Source organism: Roseobacter sp. (assembly GCF_045106495.1).
Taxonomy (GTDB): Bacteria; Pseudomonadota; Alphaproteobacteria; order Rhodobacterales; family Rhodobacteraceae; genus Roseobacter.
This window is the reverse complement of the sequence record NZ_JBGCEQ010000003.1, coordinates 69,665-86,281: the sequence shown is the minus strand read 5'-3', so window position 1 is coordinate 86,281 and position 16,617 is coordinate 69,665. Positions and strand designations below refer to the sequence as shown.

Sequence of the window (16,617 nt, the reverse complement as noted above, 5' to 3'; positions counted from 1 at the left end):
TTTCGAGCGTAGAGCGCGCTTGATCGCGAGCGAAAAGGCCACATTGTGTTATCTGGCCTTACGTTTTCTTAGAAATCTACGGCAAGGCCTTTCTTCTCCCAATCCCCATAGCGAACAGGTTCAGGGCCATCACGTCCACCCAGTTCGGGTGGCAAGTCGATCTCTTTAGCCGATTTGCGGCGCTCTTCCGCTTCTGCCAGAGCACGCCGTGCGGCGGGTGTAAGGTTGGCGTTTTCGTCACTGCTGCGGTCTGTTTCGGTCATATGATAGGGTCCAAGGTTATCTGCCCTTGATATACGTCACTCTTTGACGCAGACAACCCGCCAGCATGAATGGAGCCTCAAAGATGTCTCAAACCGGCGTTCCGGCACGCGCAAGTGCGGTTTACCTGCTTGATCAGATTTTGGGCGAAGGGAGCCTGATGTCCGAGCTGGTGGGTGCAGGCGCTTTGGACAAGCTGCCGGTCGATGATCGTGCCCGCGCGGCCCGATTGGCTTTGGACACGTTGCGCGGATTGGAACGCGCGGATCGGATTTTGCAAAAACACCTTAACAAATATCCGCCCCTGACTGTGCGAAACGCCTTGCGGGTGGGTACAGTTGAGCTTTGTAACGGGGCGGCAGCCCATGGTGTGGTGAACGCAATGGTTGAGCTGGTGGCGCGTCACCAGCGGTTGGGACACCTCAAGGGTTTGACCAACGCGGTCTTGCGCAAAGTCGCGGCAGATGGTCCTGAAACCTGGGCAACCCTGCGCGTGCCGCGTCTGCCGAAATGGCTGCGGGTGCCCTTGGTGCAAGCCTGGGGGCCAGAGGCTATGGCGGCAATGGAAGCGGCGCATTTTGCCGGCGCGCCACTAGACTTGACCGCGAAAGCCGATGCAGATGCTGTCGCCAAGGCGACGGGAGGCATGGTTCTGCGCAGCGGGTCGGTACGGGTCGCCAATGCAGGTCAGGTGTCGACAATGGCCGGTTTCGATGCAGGTGATTGGTGGGTTCAGGACGCTGCCGCCGCCCTGCCGGTGCGCATCCTCGCACCACAGCCCGGGGAAAACGTGCTGGACCTCTGCGCGGCTCCGGGTGGCAAAACCATGCAACTGGCCGCTATGGGCGCGAAGGTGACGGCTGTAGACGATTCCGCTGGGCGTATGGCGCGGGTCAAGGAAAACCTGTTACGCACAGGGCTCAAGGCACAGTTGATTGTTGAAGATGCACGCGCGACCACTGGACACTTCGATGCAATTTTGCTCGACGCTCCTTGTTCGGCCACCGGCACAATCCGGCGGCATCCTGACTTGCCGCACGCCAAAGACGGGTCAGAATTCGGCGCGTTGATCGAACAGCAGGAGCGGCTCATTGACCACGCGTGGTCACTGCTAAACCCGGGTGGTCGCATGGTCTTTTGTACTTGTTCATTGTTGCCAGACGAGGGTGAGGTTCAGACTGACGAGGCGCTGTTGCGGCATCCGGACATGCACGTGGACGAGAAAGCATTGGATTTGCCGGGTATCGATACGTCCTGGCGCACTGCGGAAGGTGGACTGCGATTGCGCCCTGACTATTGGCCGGAGCTCGGCGGAATGGATGGGTTTTACATGGTGTGTTTGCGCAAGGCGGCTTAACTGCAGCAGGTCAAGACGAATTTGGGTTAGGTGAATATATTCCGGTGACTTGAACCATCTGTCACGCTACCATAGCGCGAAACGCCGCTAGAGCGTCCCCAGGCCGAGTAATAGATGTCCAAAGCCACAAGTTTTACCGCACGCAAGGTGCACTTTCTAAATCGCTGGCACGCGTTACGTGCGGGGCGCATGCGCGCGCGGGCCGTTGGATTGGTTTCTTCGCCAGAACCACGCACCATTGGAAGCTTTGCGAAAGGGCGACAACTCCTGGCGGGCAACTTTCTTTTTGCGGGTCATTTGCTCGAACACAAGGAGTCCAATCCTTGGGATTTGCCAGCGCCAAATGCGGAGTACCAGCAGGAACTTCAGGGTTTTGCGTGGCTCGATGATTTGGCGGCGGTGGGTGGTCCGGCTGCAAGGGACGCGGCGCGGCGATGGCTGTGGCGCTGGATTGAGCTTTATGGCCGCGGCCGTGGCCCGGGTTGGACCCCTGATTTGACCGGACGGCGCCTGATCCGGTGGATCAATCACGCGCTCTTTATGTTGCAGGGTAATGATGCTCCTGACAGCGACGTATTTTACCGCAGCCTCCATCAACAAACGCATTTTCTAGCCCGGCGATGGCAGGGCGCCGTCAATGGCTTGCCGCGTTTCGAAGCGTTGACGGGGTTGATCTACGCCGGCCTGGCGCTTGAAGGGATGGAGGAAATGGCGTTGCCCGCCATCAAGGCACTGGCCAAGGAATGCGAGGGGCAGATCGATGATCAGGGCGGGCTGCCGACACGTAATCCCGAAGAGTTGCTCGAAGTTTTTACGCTGCTGACCTGGGCTGCTGCCGCGTTATCCGACGCGGGTCACGCGACGCCTGAGGAGCATCTCGATGCCATAGAGCGCATTGCGCCGACGCTGCGGACCTTACGGCATTCCGATGGCTCGCTCGCCCGGTTTCACGGAGGCGGGCGCGGCCCGGAAGGGTGGTTGGATCACGCATTGGCTCAAGCCAGAGTCAAGACCCGCCAGCCGGATGGATTGTCGATGGGGTTCGCGCGCATTTCGGCAGGGCGCACAAGCGTACTGATCGACGCCAGCAAGCCGCCGCAAGGCCGGGCGTCCTACAATGCCCATGCCTCGACACTCGCGCTTGAGTTGACTTCAGGTCGCAGACCTTTGGTGGTCAATTGTGGGTCTGGCCGGTCTTTCGGAGCAGACTGGCGCCGGGCGGGGCGTGCGACCCCATCACATTCAACCCTGTCCCTGGATGGGTATTCCAGTGCGCGGTTGGGCGAAAGTGATCGCGCAACAGGCCGCGAGCAATTGATCGAAGCACCGACACGCGTGCCTATTGAGATCGGGCATCTCAGCGACGGGCTGCGTTTTCAAGGAGGCCACGATGGTTTTGTCAAAACCCACGGTTTGACCCATGCCCGCACCCTTGAAATGACTTTCGACGGCCGTGCGATGGCGGGAGAGGACATGCTCCTTGCGCTCGACGATCAAGAGAAACGGCGATTTGATCTCGCGTTGGATGCGACGCAATTGCAGGGCATCGCATACGACATAAGATTCCACTTGCATCCTGAGGTCGATGCTACGCTGGATTTGGGCGGTGCCGCGGTTTCCATCGCACTCAAAAGCGGTGAGGTTTGGGTCTTTCGTCACGACGGCGCGCAAAACCTGACCCTTCAGCCTTCGGTCTACCTTGAAACCGGGCGATTGAAACCGCGCGGTGCAAATCAGATTGTCCTTTCGGGCAAGGCTATGTCATACGCCACGCGTGTCCGCTGGTCCTTGTCCAAGGCGCAGGAAACTGCGATTGGCGTGCGGGATCTGAGCCAGGATGCGCATGATCTGACCGAATAGCCTCAAAGGACCCTTGCCCATGACCGACCTCGCCCCGCTGCGCCGCGCACTTCTTTCCGTGTCCGACAAGACGGGACTGGTTGAGCTAGGGCAAACGCTGGCGGCACATGGGGTCGAATTACTCTCAACCGGGGGCACAGCCAAGGCGCTGCGCGATGCTGGTCTTGAGGTGCGAGATGTGTCGGATGCCACCGGGTTTCCAGAAATGATGGATGGCAGGGTCAAGACACTGCACCCGGCAGTGCATGGCGGACTTTTGGCGTTGCGCGACAACCAGGATCATGTTGCGGCCATGCAGGCGCATGACATTGACGCGATCGATCTGGTGGTCGTGAACCTCTACCCGTTCGAAGAAACCGTAGCCAAAGGCGCTCTTTACGCGGAGGTTATCGAGAACATCGATATTGGAGGTCCGGCGATGATCCGGTCCGCCGCGAAGAACCACGGTTTTGTCACCGTGGTGGTCGATGTGGAAGACTATGGTGTCGTTTTGGATGAATTGGCGGCAAACAACGGGCAGACTACCTATGCATTGCGACAGCGTCTGGCACAGACGGCCTATGCCCGAACCGCAGCCTATGACACCGCGGTCAGTACCTGGATGGCGGCAAAGGTGGGCGATACACCGCGCAGGCGCAGCTTTGGCGGGGCTTTGGCGCAGTCCTTGCGTTACGGCGAGAACCCGCATCAAGCAGCTGCTTTCTATACCGATGGATCGGGCCGTGCCGGTGTCGCCACGGCAAAACAGCACCAAGGCAAAGAACTGAGCTACAACAACATCAACGACACGGATGCAGCGTTCGAGCTGGTCAGTGAATTCGATCCTGCCCAGGGTCCTGCTTGTGCGATTATCAAACACGCGAATCCTTGCGGCGTGGCGCGAGGGGCCACGATGCTGGAAGCCTACAGCCGCGCCTTCGACTGTGACCGAACCTCGGCTTTTGGAGGGATCATTGCGTTAAACCAACCTTTGGATGCAGACACGGCACAGGAAATCTCTGGCATTTTCACCGAAGTGGTCATTGCACCGGGTGCCGATGACGCCGCGCGTGCGGTTTTCGCCGCAAAAAAGAACCTGCGTTTGCTGACCACGGATGGTTTGGCAGATTCCAAAGCCGCAGCCTTGGCCGTGCGTCAGGTGTCCGGCGGCTATCTGGTGCAAGACAAGGACGTAGGCCGTGTGTCGATGGACGATCTTAAAACGGTAACAAAACGCGCACCCACAGAACAGGAGACGGCAGATCTTCTGTTTGCCTGGACGGTTGCAAAGCACGTCAAATCCAACGCGATCATCTACGTCAAGGATGGGGCGACTGTGGGTGTGGGGGCAGGGCAAATGAGTCGGGTAGACAGCACACGGATCGCGGCCCGCAAAGCTCAGGACATGGCAGAAGCAATGGGATTGGCAGCGCCTTTGACCAAAGGCTCAGTCGTGGCATCAGATGCGTTCTTTCCCTTTGCAGACGGGTTGGTCACAGCCGCCGAAGCGGGCGCGACGGCGCTTATCCAACCGGGCGGCTCCATGCGTGATGACGAGGTGATCGCTGCCGCGGATGATGCCGGATTGGCGATGGTTTTTACCGGCATGCGTCACTTCCGCCACTGAGCAAAGAGGACCTGGTATGCGCGCGCTCGGACTGGCCGCTTTGTTGGCTTTCATGATTGATCAGATCAGCAAATATCTGGTGATCCACGTGATGGATTTGTCGCGCATTCGTTCGATTGACGTTTTGCCGCCCATTCTGAATTTGAGATATGGCGAGAACCGAGGGATCAATTTCGGTCTTTTTGGGGATGGATCCGAGGCCAGCCGATGGGTCTTGGTGGGACTGGCTTTGGTGATTTGCCTCGCAATTTTGATCTGGTCGCATCGCCAAGACCTCGGTCTTTGGGCACAGATCGGAGCCGGGCTCCTTGTGGGGGGCGCACTGGCCAACGTCCTGGACCGGTTACTTTATGGGTACGTGCTTGATTTCCTCAACATGTCATGCTGCTGGATCAACAACCCTTTTGTTTTCAACCTGGCGGATGTCTTTATTTTTGCCGGTGCCATTGCATTGGTATTTTTGGCGCCCGACCCGAAGAAACTGTCAAAAAAAGGCCAGTGACAATGTCGGTACGCTTGGCGTATCAACACGGTGTTCGCGAGGAGATCTGATATGAGCCGGATTCTGGCCCTCATTTTGATAATGGCAAGTCTAAGCGCCTGCACCAATAAAGGCTTACGTGACCTTCAGTCAAATTCGCGTGGGCCTGATGAGTTTATTGTCGAACCAAAAGCCGAACTGCAAACGCCGAGCGATCTTACAGCATTGCCAACACCAACGCCGGGCCAGGGCAATCTTTCGGATGTGAACCCGGTTGACGAGGCTGTTATTGCTTTGGGTGGAAAACCTTCAAGAGCCACGGCGGTGCCTGCATCCGATAGTGCATTGGTGACAGCTGCCAGCAGATTTGGCGTGACACCCGGCATTAGAGAAAACCTTGCAGAGGAAGATGCGGAATTCCGTCGTCGTCAATCACGCTTCACACAATACAGGTTGTTCCGGGAAGACCTGTACAATCGCGCATATCGCAATGAGCGGCTGGATGCCGAAACGACTGCTGAGTCCTGGCGCCGTGCGGGTGCGAAGACCCCAAGCTATCCGCCGCTGAACTGAACTGTTTTCCAGCGCGCGCGCCTCACATTCGTGACAGCAGACTTGAACCTGGAGGTTTGGGGCGTATGTGTTGCGCAGAGCTTCGATCTTTTTGGTACAAAGGATGGCCCATGATCCGTTTTCCCACCCTTGCTATTCTTTTCGCTTTTATTCCGGGCCTGCTGGCGGCCGATGAAGAGGCGGTAACGACTTTTGTCCTCGACAACGGCATGCAGGTGGTGGTGGTTGAAGACCACAGAGCTCCCGTTGTGCAGCATATGGTCTGGTACAAGGCAGGTTCTGCGGATGAGCCCGTTGGATCGTCTGGAGTCGCACATTTCCTGGAGCATTTGCTTTTCAAGGCAACGGATACGCTGGAAGCTGGTGAGTTGTCCGCCACGGTGGCGCGGAACGGTGGACGGGATAATGCTTTCACTTCATATGATTACACAGCCTATTTCCAACGGGTTGCTGCAGACCGACTGGAACTGATGATGCGCATGGAATCCGACCGGATGCGTAACATCCGGGTGACCGAAGAAAACATCGATACAGCGCGTGATGTGATCATCGAAGAGCGCAACCAACGGACCGAAAACAGCGCCAGCGCGTTGTTTGGCGAGCAGTTGAGCGCGGCACAGTACCTCAATCATCGCTACGGTGTGCCCATCATTGGTTGGATGCATGAGATGCAAACGCTGGACATGGAAGATGCGCTGGGGTTCTACGAAACATATTATGCGCCCAACAACGCGATCCTTGTGGTTTCTGGTGACGTAACGCCCGAAGAAGTACGCAGGCTCGCAGATGAATACTATGGCGTGATCCCAGCAAACCCGGATCTGCCGGAAAGATTGCGGACGCAAGAGCCACCGCAAACTGCGGAGCGTCGGTTGATTTTCCGCGATGCGCGGGTGGCGCAGCCCTATGTTCGGCGGTCTTATCTCGCGCAGGAACGGGATGCAGGTGATCAGGAAACGGCGGCTGCGCTGACTTTTCTTTCCGAAATTCTTGGGGGTGGAACAACGTCCTACTTGGCGGATGCGTTGCAATTCGACACGCAGGTGGCCACCTATACCGCTGCGTTTTACAGCGGTGTGCGTCTGGACGACACTACATTCAACCTGATCGTCGTGCCGAAACCGGGTGTCAGTCTGCAAGAGGCCGAAGACGCGATGGACGTTGCCTTGGAGCAATTCATGATCGATGGCGTGGACCCGGAACAATTGGAACGCATCAAATTACAGATTCGCGCCGATCAGATATATGGCCGTGATGACGTTGACAGGATCGCGAACCGTTACGGTCAGGCGCTGACGTCGGGTTTGACGATTGAAGACGTCAAGGCATGGCCCGATATCTTGCAGGCCGTGACAGCAGAGGACATCATGCAGGCCGCGCGCGATTTGTTTGACAAACCCGCTTCCGTGACAGGCTGGTTGATGCGTGAAGAGGTGACACAATGATCCGTTTTCTACTATCGGTTTGCTCTGTTTTTGCTCTCGCGATGCCATCGCATGCGGCAGTTGATATCAAGGAAGTCACGTCCGAGTCTGGGCTGACCGCCTGGTTGGTCGAAGACCATTCAATCCCATTTGTGGCGCTTGAAATCCGCTTTCGTGGAGGTGCGTCTCTGGACGCGCCGGGCAAACGTGGGGCGATCAACCTGATGACTGGTTTGCTGGAAGAGGGCGCCGGGGATATGGACGCGCGTGCATTTGCCCGCTCAACAGAGGCTTTGGCGACATCGCTGGGTTTTGACGTAAGCGACGATTCCCTATCTGTCTCGGCGCGTTTTTTGACCGAAAACCGTGCTGAGTCCATTGCTTTGTTAAAGGCCGCTTTGTTGGAACCGCTTTTTGAAGAAGAGGCGATTGAACGTGTGCGTGAGCAGGTTTTGTCTAACATTCGTTCCGAAGCAAAGGACCCCAACGACATTGCTGGGCGGGCCTTTGATGAAATTGTTTTTGGCGATCACCCCTATGCAACCTCGCTGAACGGAACAGAGGAAAGCGTTGCTGCGCTGACCCGTGATGATCTTCTTGCCGCGCATCGTGCTGTTTTGGCGCGAGACAGAATTTACATCGGAGCCGTGGGTGACATCACGCCTGAAGAGCTGGCCTCGGTGATGGATGAGCTTCTCAGTGCGCTGCCTGAAACCGGCGCGCCCATGCCGCCCATGGCAGAGGTCACCATCCCAGGGGGTGTCACGGTCGTGCCATTTCAGACGCCGCAAGCGGTTGCGCTATTCGGACAGAAAGGCATCACGCTGGAAGATCCTGACTACTTTACGGCGATATTGCTCAATCAGGTTTTGGGTGGTGGCTCGTTCGAGAGCCGCTTAATGGAAGAGGTGCGTGAAAAACGCGGATTGACCTATGGAGTGTATTCCTACCTCGTTCCGAAAGATCTGGCGGCGACATATCTGGGATCTGTGAGTTCAGCCAATGATCGGATTGCGGAAGCGATTGAAGTTATTCGCGCGGAGTGGGCGAAGGCAGCCTCAGAAGGCGTGACAAAAGCTGAACTGGACGATGCCAAGACTTACATGACAGGGGCTTATCCACTGCGGTTTGACGGCAATGGTCCAATCGCGCAGATCATGGTCGGTATGCAGATGTCTGGCTTGCCGATCGACTACATCCCCACGCGGAATGAACGCGTCGAAGCGGTCAGTCTGGAAGATGTAAAGCGGGTTGCCGCTGATTTGCTGGATCCCGAAGGGTTGCATTTTGTTGTCGTTGGTCAGCCCGTCGGGCTTGAAACAACACCCGGGAATTAGGTCCAAAGGGCTGCTAAATCGCGGCGCTGTCGCGCCAAGACACATCCTCGGCCCGATCGGGCCGAGTGTTGGTGCCAGCGGCATACGTCATTCGCCGTAAGGCACGCAGATGTTTTTGACCTCTGTTGCGGCCTCTAGGAATTCTTTGCCATGGCCTTCATTTCCTAACCAGTTTCGCACCATGCCGTTGTTGACCCACGTGCGTTTTAGGTTGCTGGCGCTGGCTTTCTCGATCTCTCCACTGAGGGCTTTGTTCCCAAATGACCAGACCGCATCAATGTCCATATGGGCGGCCATGTGGTGCGCAATTTCTGTGTGGGGTCCTGTCAGGATGTTTACGACGCCAGCGGGAACATCCGACGTCTCAAGCACTTGGATGAAATCCGTGGCGGCCAGGGGGAAGACTTCCGATGCACTCAGGATGACTCGATTGCCCATGGCGATCGCCGGTGCCATGCAGGATACCAGGCCGAGCAAAGGCGATTCATTTGGGCAGATGGCGGCGATCACCCCGACGGGTTCTTTCATGGCAAGGGCGACACCCCGAATAGGCACGCCGTGTACCTGTCCGTCGTATTTGTCGGCCCAAGCAGCGTAGGTGAACAGTCGTCGCACGGTTAAGTCGACTTCTTGTTTGCCCTCTTTGCCGCCCTGCATGTCATTCAAGCGTTTTGCAAATTCATCGGCTCGGGCAGAAAGGTTTTCTGCCAAATAATACAATATTTGAGCACGAAGATGACCTGTCGTTTTGGACCAGTTTCTGGCCGCATGAGCGGCCTCGACCGCATTGCGAAGGTCTTTGCGATTGGCGATGGAAGCATGACCAAGCAAAACGCCTGATTTGCTCCAGACCGGGGCGGAATAGCCCCCGTCAGGTCGGGTCTGTTTGCCACCTATGAAAAGCTTTGCAGTCCGATCAATGGGATCGCTTGCGCTTCCTTCGCCGGTAAATGCGCGCAGTTCTTTGAGAGGTTTTTGCACGCTTTTCAGCCGGGTGTAGCCTGCAAGGCCCTCCCAACCACCTTCGCGACCGAAACCACTTTCGCGCACGCCGCCGAAGCCCGCTGCGGCGTCCATCATGTTCGTCCCATTGATCCAGACAATGCCACTTGCGAGTTGTGGCGCAATGTCGAGAGCGAGATTGATGTTTTCGCTCCAGACCGTGGCGGCCAGACCATACCGCGTGTTGTTTGCCAGCGCGACGGCATCTGCCGGTGTTCGAAACGTGGTTGATACCAAGACCGGGCCAAAAATCTCTTCCTGCATCAGTATATCCGCAGGGTTGAGGCCCGTAATCAGTGTGGGTGGATAAAAGCTACCTTCGGCGGGTCGTTCTGTGGCGGCCACATGTATCTGTCCTGCGGTATTTGCCGCGATCAGATTGCTGATCCGCGTCAACTGAATGGGATCGACAATAGCGCCTACGTCTGTGTTTTTGTCCATCGGGTCGCCGATGCGCAATTTGTCCATCCTTGCGCGCAACTTGGTATAGAAGGTCTCGGCTACGGGTTCATGCACCAATAGACGAGATCCGGCGCAGCAGACCTGGCCTTGATTGAACCAGATGGCATCGACCAGCCCCTCAACTGCGCTATCGAGATCTGCGTCATCGAAAACGATGTAGGGCGATTTGCCACCCAGCTCGAGTGTAAGGGCCTTGCCACTGCCTGCGGTCATTTCTCGAATGCGGCGGCCGACGGCCGTGGAACCGGTGAAGGCAACCTTGTCCACGTTCGCCGTCACAATCATCTCCCCGACTGCACCATCTCCGGTGATGATGTTTACAACGCCCTTCGGAAGCCCGGCTTGACTGCAGATGTCAGCGAACAACAAGGCGGTGAGGGGTGTATATTCGGCAGGCTTCAAAACGACAGTGTTGCCCATGGCCAATGCGGGTGCGATTTTCCAGGCCAACATCAGCAGTGGAAAGTTCCAAGGGATCACCTGCCCGCAAACGCCCAACGGTTCGCGGTCTGGCAGTTCGTCCTCCATGAGCTGGGCCATGCCCGCGTGATAATAAAAGTGACGTTGCGCCAGGGGCACGTCGATGTCGCGACTCTCGCGGATGGGTTTGCCGTTATCGAGTGTTTCCATCACCGCAAAGAGACGGCTGTGTTTCTGCAAAAGCCGCGCTAGGGCATATAGGTGACGCGCGCGCCCGTGACCGCCAAGTGTTGCCCATTTCGGTTGCGCGCGCCGTGCGGCTTTGACGGCGGTATCGACATCTGTCTGTGTGCCTTGCGAAACCGTTGCAAGCACTGCGCCATTGGCGGGGTTTCGGCTATCAAAGACGTTGTCCGGGTCGGTGAATCTGCCATCAATGAAATGACCAAACTTTTCGCCCTTATTGGCAAGCCACGTCATGGCATCCGCGGCGCTTTCCGGAGCGACGCCATAGTCCATTGTTTCAAAAATTTCGGAGACGGTCATGATCAAGGACCCTTTCAAATCGGATCAACTAGTCGCGTGACGGTAGCTGGCGGAATAGTTGCCGGTAACATGGTGTTCCAACTGTCGTTCAATATCGTTCAACAGCGACGACGCGCCAAATCGGAAAAGATCCGGCTGCAGCCACCGGTCGCCCAGTTCCTCTTTCATCATCGCCATATAGGAGACAGCATCCTTGGCTTTGGATATGCCGCCTGCGGGTTTGTAACCCACCCGGAACCCGGTGCGTTCAAAAAAATCTCGTATGGCGCGGATCATTACAAGCGTTACCGGCAATGTTGCGTTGACGCTTTCCTTGCCAGTTGAGGTTTTAATGAAATCAGCACCCGCCATCATACATATCATCGAAGCGCGAGCCACATTGCGCAATGAACCCAGTTCACCTGTGGCAAGGATCGCTTTGACATGAGCCTCGCCGCAGGCCCGTCGAAATGCGGCCATTTCATCGTATAGGGCTTGCCAATTGCCAGACAGCACATGGCGGCGTGAAATGACGATATCGATCTCGGCAGCTCCGGCCTTTACGCTTTCCTCGATCTCGGCGATGCGCAGATGAAAGGGCGACAAACCTGCAGGGAAGCCGGTACTCACCGCTGCCACTGGGATACCGGAGCCCTCTAGAGCGCGTAAGGCCGCCGGGATCATTTCATGATAGACACAGACCGCTCCTGTGGTGATCGGAGCCATACCTAACGCGTCCAAAAGCGCTGGCGCTACCGGTTGGCGCGCCTTGGCGCAAAGCCGCGCGACACGGTCGTTTGTGTCATCGCCAGACAGCGTTGTCAGATCGATGCAGGTGACCGCGCGCAAAAGCCATGCGGCCTGATGTTGTTTCTTGACTGAGCGCCGCGCTGGCAATGTTGCGGCGCGGCGTTCTATCGCAGATGTGTTGGCCTGCACTCGCTGCACCCAATCCAAATCGAGCGCCATGCCAGGATTTCTAGGTTCCGTGACTTGCGGCAACTGGTGGTCGGTTGTCATGGAAAGGGTATGTTCGGTTTGGCTGAGCATGCGGCATCCTCGTCAAGCGTCCTCGCAAATTCGCATGCGCGGCTCAGCATGGCAAGCTACCTTAACCAGTGATATTGGCGCCGAATAGACGGCCCAAACTTAACGTCAAATGCCTCAATGGTGGGTCTGGATCCCGCAGTATCTGACATTAAAACGCAATTTTTAGGCAAAACCATCAAAACGGCACTTTGCTTTTGCGAATTATTCGCATTTTGATTGACCTTTTGCGAATGGTTCGCATATTCATACGTATGACACATGAAAAAACAGCAGAGTCCGTAACACGCCGCAGCCTTTTGGCCGGCATTGGGGCGCTCACACTTCTGTCGAGCAGCCCGGCTTTCGCGCAGGCCAATGATCCAATCAGCATCGTTGCAACCACCGGCATGATCGCGGATGCCGCGCGTCGGCTAGGGGAAGACTTGGTGTCGGTAAGAGCGCTGATGGGCGCCGGCGTTGACCCCCATGCCTACCGTCAAACTCGCAGTGACATTGTGGCGATGACACGTGCTGATCTGGTGTTATGGCACGGCCTCTATCTCGAAGCACAAATGGAACGTTTCTTTGAAGATCTCAGCGGAAAAGGGCGCGTGGTGCCCGTGGCCGAAGGTTTGCCAAGGGATGCTTTGCTGTCTCACGAGGATTACGCGGGGCGATATGATCCGCACGTCTGGATGGATCCTTTATTGTGGCGTGAGGTCGTCAGCGCGGTGGCAACAGAAATGAATGCATTGCGCCCGGACCATGCAGCGGTTTTTTTAGCCAATGCCGACGCCTATTTGACGGAGCTGGACGATTTGGCGGAATATGCAGCTTCGTCTCTTTCCAAAGTTCCTGAAAAGAAACGTGTTTTGCTGACCGCCCACGACGCCTTCAGCTATTTTGGGAAAGCCTACGGATTTGACGTGATTGGAATTCAAGGCATCTCCACCGAAAGTGAGGCAGGGTTGAACCGGATCTCGGAATTGGTGGATGTCCTTGTGGCGCGCGACATTGGTGCCGTTTTTGTGGAAACTTCGGTGTCTGATCGCAACATGCGCGCGCTGATTGAAGGTGCTGCAGCGCAAGGGCACAACGTCTTCATTGGCGGCGCGCTCTTTAGTGACGCCATGGGCCCCGAAGGTACCTATGAGGGCACTTACCTGGGAATGATCGATCACAATGTCACAACGATTGCGCGTGCTTTGGGGGCAGATGTTCCCGAAGGCGGACGGTTGGGTAAACTTTCGGCGGGGAGCTAAGATGACCATAGCAATGGCAGCATTGGACGGCGCAATACCGGTAGAATCCGACCGTTTGTCGAGCCCATTGGCTGTGCGCGGTCTCACGGTCTCCTATGGTCAGAAACCGGCTGTTTTTTCCGTGGACATGACGGTAAAACCAGGTGCAATGACAGCAATTATCGGCCCCAATGGCGCCGGTAAGTCGACACTGTTGAAGGCCGCGCTTGGGATCCTGAAGCCTCTCGCAGGCCACACCACTGTGTTTGGCCTACCCGTCGCACAGTGCCGCGACCGCATTGCATATGTGCCACAGCGTGCCAGCGTTGACTGGGACTTTCCCACGCGTGTCATTGATGTCGTTTTCATGGGGCTGTACCGGCACCTTGGTCTACTGGGTCGCCTGCGCCCCGTGCACCGTGATCAGGCGTTGGACTGCTTGGCCCGCGTCGGCATGCAGGACTTTGCGACGCGCCAGATTGGGCAGTTGTCGGGCGGTCAACAACAACGTGTCTTTTTGGCCCGTGCCCTGGCGCAGAACGCAGATCTTTATCTCTTGGATGAACCTTTTGCAGGTGTTGATGCTGCGACTGAGAAAGCGATCATTGCGGTGCTAAAATCTTTGCGCGACGCTGGTAAAACCGTTGTCGCAGTGCATCACGATCTGAGTACGGTCGCCGAGTACTTTGATCATGTTTTTCTGATCAACAAACGCCGCGTTGCCGAAGGTCTGGTGCAGGATGCCTTTACCGAGAAAAACCTGCAGGCCGCCTATGGAGGTCGTCTTGCGGGGACGCAGATGGATCAGTTGAGCGGCGCGCTGGGCTAAAATGGTCTACGATGCATTGTCATTGCAGCTTGGGTACAATGCGACCCTCGTGACTTTGGGCGCGATGCTTTTGGGTATGGCGGCTGGCGTTGGGGGCACCTTCTTATTTTTGCGCAAACGCGCGCTTGTCAGCGATGCCATTTCCCATGCGACGCTGCCAGGTGTGGCCGTCGCCTTTATGATAATGGTGGCTTTCGGAAGCGATGGGCGCAATCTGATTGGGCTTTTGGGTGGTGCCGCTGCCTCTGCAGCTATTGGTCTTTTATGCGTTAGTTGGCTGAGCACAAAAACCCGTCTTGCCGAAGACGCTGCCATTGGCGCTGTGCTTTCGGTGTTTTTCGGCATGGGTATCGTGGGATTGACCATAATCCAGACCATGGTGTCGGGTCAGCAGGCCGGTCTAGAAGGGTTTCTTCTTGGCTCAACGGCAGGCATGTTACGCGCGGATGCGGTGATTATTGCGGTGTCGGCTGGGTTGACGCTTGCACTTGTCATGCTTTTGCGTCGTCCTCTGACATTGGCTTCTTTTGATCCCGAATTTGCTACTGCGAGTGGATTGAATGTGGCGCGCGCCGATCTTGCCATGATGGGCATCGTTTTGGCGGTGACCGTCGTTGGGCTTAAGATCGTTGGCCTGATCTTGATTGTTGCCTTGCTGATCATTCCCCCCGTTACTGCACGTTTCTGGACCGAGCGCACAGACCACGTGGTTTTGATCTCTGGCATTTTGGGCGGCGTATCTGCCTATGTAGGTGCGTCGCTTTCCGCAGCCTTGCCGGATCTGCCCACGGGGCCGATCATTGTGCTGGTCGGGTTCGCATTCTTCTTGCTGTCGCTCTTTCTGGCGCCAAGGCGCGGGGTGCTTGCGGCAGTTTTGCGGCACCGTAACTTCCAAAAACGGGTGCATTTACGTCAAGGGTTGTTGGCGCTGGCCCAGGGCCAACCGATCTATGAAAAATTGACCCTGCGGCTTTTGTTGCGCGAAGGGTACGCTTTGCCCGACGGTGTTCCCACTGCCAAAGGCCGGGGGCGGGCCGGAAAGGCCTTGCTGGACGAAACCCGCTGGCAATTGATCCGGCGCGATCCCAGCTTTGAAGCGGCTGCTGTGCATTACGATGGGCTGACCCCGATCGAAAAGGTACTGACACCAGATCAGATCATTGAACTGGATAGCCGTATCCCGTCGCCTCGAGGAGTGCCGACGTGACCGGCTCTGAATTTGTCCCACTCTCCCTGACGCCGCTTTTAATCGGGATTTGTGTTGCGGTCGCCTGTGCTTTGCCGGGCAACTTTTTGGTGTTGCGCCGTCAGGCGCTCATCGGGGATGCCATCAGCCATGTGGTTTTGCCCGGAATCGTTGTGGCTTTTTTGGTGACCGGAACCATTACCGCAGGACCAATGCTATTGGGGGCCGCCGGTGCTGCGATCCTTGCTGTTGTCGCCATTGAGGTCATACAACGTTTGGGAAAAATTGAACCAGGTGCCGCTATGGGGGTTGTTTTCACCACGATGTTCGCGGGGGGTGTTTTGCTCTTGGAACAGTCCGATACGTCATCGGTGCACCTTGATGTGGAACACGCGCTTTTTGGTAACCTTGAGAGCCTGATTTGGCTTGATGCCACAGGCTGGGGGTCGCTTCTGGATCCCCAAGCGCTCCGAGGTTTGCCGGTTGAATTGCCGCGTATGGCGGCTGCATTGGTGGCCGTGGCGTCCTTTATTTTCCTGTTTTGGCGTCCTTTGACAATATCGACATTCGATGAGGGATTTGCTCAGACCATCGGAATGCTTACCCAACCACTGGGCCTCGCATTGGTCATAGTTTCTGCCATTGCCGCGGTGGCCGCTTTTGATGCGGTTGGCAGCATCATCGTAATCGCGATGTTTATCTGCCCGCCAGCTGCCGCGCGGCTTATGACCAACCGACTTGAACACCAAATCATATGGTCTGTTGTTTTTGCGACGCTGGCGGCTGTTATCGGCTATGTGACTGCGGGATATGGTCCGATCTGGTTGGGGTACACGTCATCTGTCTCTGCTGCGGGGATGATCGCAACCGTTTCCGGTGTCATTCTTGCGGTGACGGCCATGTGGGGGCCACACCGCAAGCGAGAAAGCGGCTTGATTGTCGATGTAAGTTAGCTTTCAACTCTAAAAATTTGATACGTTTGGAAAAGATCGCAACCATAGATTGTTGCTCTTCTTTGTGTCAT

Annotated in this window: 14 protein-coding genes; 11 read left to right on the top strand and 3 right to left on the bottom strand. The window is 56.5% G+C overall.

What is annotated here, in order from left to right; translation table 11 throughout:
* Window positions 1-68: 68 nt before the first annotated feature.
* Complete coding sequence (locus AB8B75_RS02355; RefSeq protein WP_405359545.1) at window positions 69-263, bottom strand: DUF1674 domain-containing protein; 195 nt, start codon at window positions 261-263, stop codon at window positions 69-71.
* Between the two features lie 83 nt (window positions 264-346).
* On the opposite strand from AB8B75_RS02355, the gene AB8B75_RS02350 reads away from it, so the two are divergent.
* From AB8B75_RS02350 to AB8B75_RS02320, 7 genes are all read left to right on the top strand, one after another.
* Window positions 347-1,618 carry an RsmB/NOP family class I SAM-dependent RNA methyltransferase gene (locus AB8B75_RS02350; protein ID WP_405359543.1) on the top strand — a complete coding sequence of 424 codons (1,272 nt, stop codon included), beginning with the start codon at window positions 347-349 and terminating at the stop codon, window positions 1,616-1,618.
* 114 nt (window positions 1,619-1,732) lie between these two features.
* Window positions 1,733-3,478, top strand: coding sequence for a heparinase II/III family protein (locus AB8B75_RS02345; protein ID WP_405359541.1), 1,746 nt, complete (start codon window positions 1,733-1,735; stop codon window positions 3,476-3,478).
* 19 nt (window positions 3,479-3,497) lie between these two features.
* Window positions 3,498-5,084, top strand: coding sequence for a bifunctional phosphoribosylaminoimidazolecarboxamide formyltransferase/IMP cyclohydrolase (purH, locus tag AB8B75_RS02340; RefSeq protein ID WP_405359539.1), 1,587 nt, complete (start codon window positions 3,498-3,500; stop codon window positions 5,082-5,084).
* 16 nt (window positions 5,085-5,100) lie between these two features.
* A complete protein-coding gene (gene lspA, locus AB8B75_RS02335) occupies window positions 5,101-5,586 on the top strand; it encodes a signal peptidase II (RefSeq protein WP_405359537.1) in 486 nt (161 codons plus the stop codon).
* A gap of 51 nt (window positions 5,587-5,637) precedes the next feature.
* Window positions 5,638-6,138 (top strand): DUF3035 domain-containing protein, encoded by a 501-nt coding sequence (locus tag AB8B75_RS02330; RefSeq protein ID WP_405359535.1) that lies wholly within the window; start codon window positions 5,638-5,640, stop codon window positions 6,136-6,138.
* A gap of 110 nt (window positions 6,139-6,248) precedes the next feature.
* On the top strand, window positions 6,249-7,583 hold the full coding sequence (locus tag AB8B75_RS02325) for a M16 family metallopeptidase (protein ID WP_405359534.1): 1,335 nt from the start codon (window positions 6,249-6,251) through the stop codon (window positions 7,581-7,583).
* Entirely contained in the window at window positions 7,580-8,899 is a 1,320-nt protein-coding gene (locus AB8B75_RS02320) for a M16 family metallopeptidase (RefSeq protein WP_405359533.1), read from the top strand. Before AB8B75_RS02325 ends, AB8B75_RS02320 begins: the two co-directional genes overlap by 4 nt.
* An 87-nt stretch (window positions 8,900-8,986) precedes the next feature.
* Here the strand turns inward: AB8B75_RS02320 and AB8B75_RS02315 are convergent, their stop codons facing one another.
* Together AB8B75_RS02315 and deoC are read right to left on the bottom strand one after the other, a co-directional pair.
* On the bottom strand, window positions 8,987-11,329 hold the full coding sequence (locus AB8B75_RS02315) for an aldehyde dehydrogenase family protein (protein WP_405359531.1): 2,343 nt from the start codon (window positions 11,327-11,329) through the stop codon (window positions 8,987-8,989).
* A 24-nt stretch (window positions 11,330-11,353) separates the two neighbouring features.
* On the bottom strand, window positions 11,354-12,358 hold the full coding sequence (deoC, locus tag AB8B75_RS02310; protein WP_405359529.1) for a deoxyribose-phosphate aldolase: 1,005 nt from the start codon (window positions 12,356-12,358) through the stop codon (window positions 11,354-11,356).
* A gap of 251 nt (window positions 12,359-12,609) precedes the next feature.
* Here deoC and AB8B75_RS02305 point away from each other — a divergent pair, with 251 nt between their 5' ends.
* The 4 genes from AB8B75_RS02305 to AB8B75_RS02290 are packed head-to-tail and all read left to right on the top strand — an operon-like array spanning window position 12,610 to window position 16,546.
* Entirely contained in the window at window positions 12,610-13,599 is a 990-nt protein-coding gene (locus AB8B75_RS02305; protein ID WP_405359527.1) for a metal ABC transporter solute-binding protein, Zn/Mn family, read from the top strand.
* Between the two features lies 1 nt (window position 13,600).
* Window positions 13,601-14,407, top strand: a complete 807-nt coding sequence (locus tag AB8B75_RS02300) for a metal ABC transporter ATP-binding protein (RefSeq protein ID WP_405359525.1) — start codon at window positions 13,601-13,603, stop codon at window positions 14,405-14,407.
* Between the two features lies 1 nt (window position 14,408).
* A complete protein-coding gene (locus AB8B75_RS02295; protein ID WP_405359523.1) occupies window positions 14,409-15,614 on the top strand; it encodes a metal ABC transporter permease in 1,206 nt (401 codons plus the stop codon).
* The gene (locus tag AB8B75_RS02290; RefSeq protein WP_405359521.1) at window positions 15,611-16,546 is read left to right on the top strand and encodes a metal ABC transporter permease; all 936 of its coding nucleotides are present in this window, start codon (window positions 15,611-15,613) and stop codon (window positions 16,544-16,546) included. Before AB8B75_RS02295 ends, AB8B75_RS02290 begins: the two co-directional genes overlap by 4 nt.
* The last annotated feature ends 71 nt before the right edge of the window (window positions 16,547-16,617 follow it).

What these genes read in the sequence shown, in the direction of transcription:
- AB8B75_RS02300 (WP_405359525.1), top strand. Translation starts at nt 13,601, where the DNA reads ATGACCATAGCAATGGCAGCATTGGACGGCGCAATACCGGTAGAATCC.
- AB8B75_RS02330 (WP_405359535.1), top strand. Translation starts at nt 5,638, where the DNA reads ATGAGCCGGATTCTGGCCCTCATTTTGATAATGGCAAGTCTAAGCGCC.
- AB8B75_RS02315 (WP_405359531.1), bottom strand. Translation starts at nt 11,329, where the DNA reads ATGACCGTCTCCGAAATTTTTGAAACAATGGACTATGGCGTCGCTCCG.
- AB8B75_RS02355 (WP_405359545.1), bottom strand. Translation starts at nt 263, where the DNA reads ATGACCGAAACAGACCGCAGCAGTGACGAAAACGCCAACCTTACACCC.
- AB8B75_RS02320 (WP_405359533.1), top strand. Translation starts at nt 7,580, where the DNA reads ATGATCCGTTTTCTACTATCGGTTTGCTCTGTTTTTGCTCTCGCGATG.
- deoC (WP_405359529.1), bottom strand. Translation starts at nt 12,358, where the DNA reads ATGCTCAGCCAAACCGAACATACCCTTTCCATGACAACCGACCACCAG.
- lspA (WP_405359537.1), top strand. Translation starts at nt 5,101, where the DNA reads ATGCGCGCGCTCGGACTGGCCGCTTTGTTGGCTTTCATGATTGATCAG.
- AB8B75_RS02305 (WP_405359527.1), top strand. Translation starts at nt 12,610, where the DNA reads ATGACACATGAAAAAACAGCAGAGTCCGTAACACGCCGCAGCCTTTTG.
- purH (WP_405359539.1), top strand. Translation starts at nt 3,498, where the DNA reads ATGACCGACCTCGCCCCGCTGCGCCGCGCACTTCTTTCCGTGTCCGAC.
- AB8B75_RS02295 (WP_405359523.1), top strand. Translation starts at nt 14,409, where the DNA reads ATGGTCTACGATGCATTGTCATTGCAGCTTGGGTACAATGCGACCCTC.
- AB8B75_RS02325 (WP_405359534.1), top strand. Translation starts at nt 6,249, where the DNA reads ATGATCCGTTTTCCCACCCTTGCTATTCTTTTCGCTTTTATTCCGGGC.
- AB8B75_RS02350 (WP_405359543.1), top strand. Translation starts at nt 347, where the DNA reads ATGTCTCAAACCGGCGTTCCGGCACGCGCAAGTGCGGTTTACCTGCTT.
- AB8B75_RS02345 (WP_405359541.1), top strand. Translation starts at nt 1,733, where the DNA reads ATGTCCAAAGCCACAAGTTTTACCGCACGCAAGGTGCACTTTCTAAAT.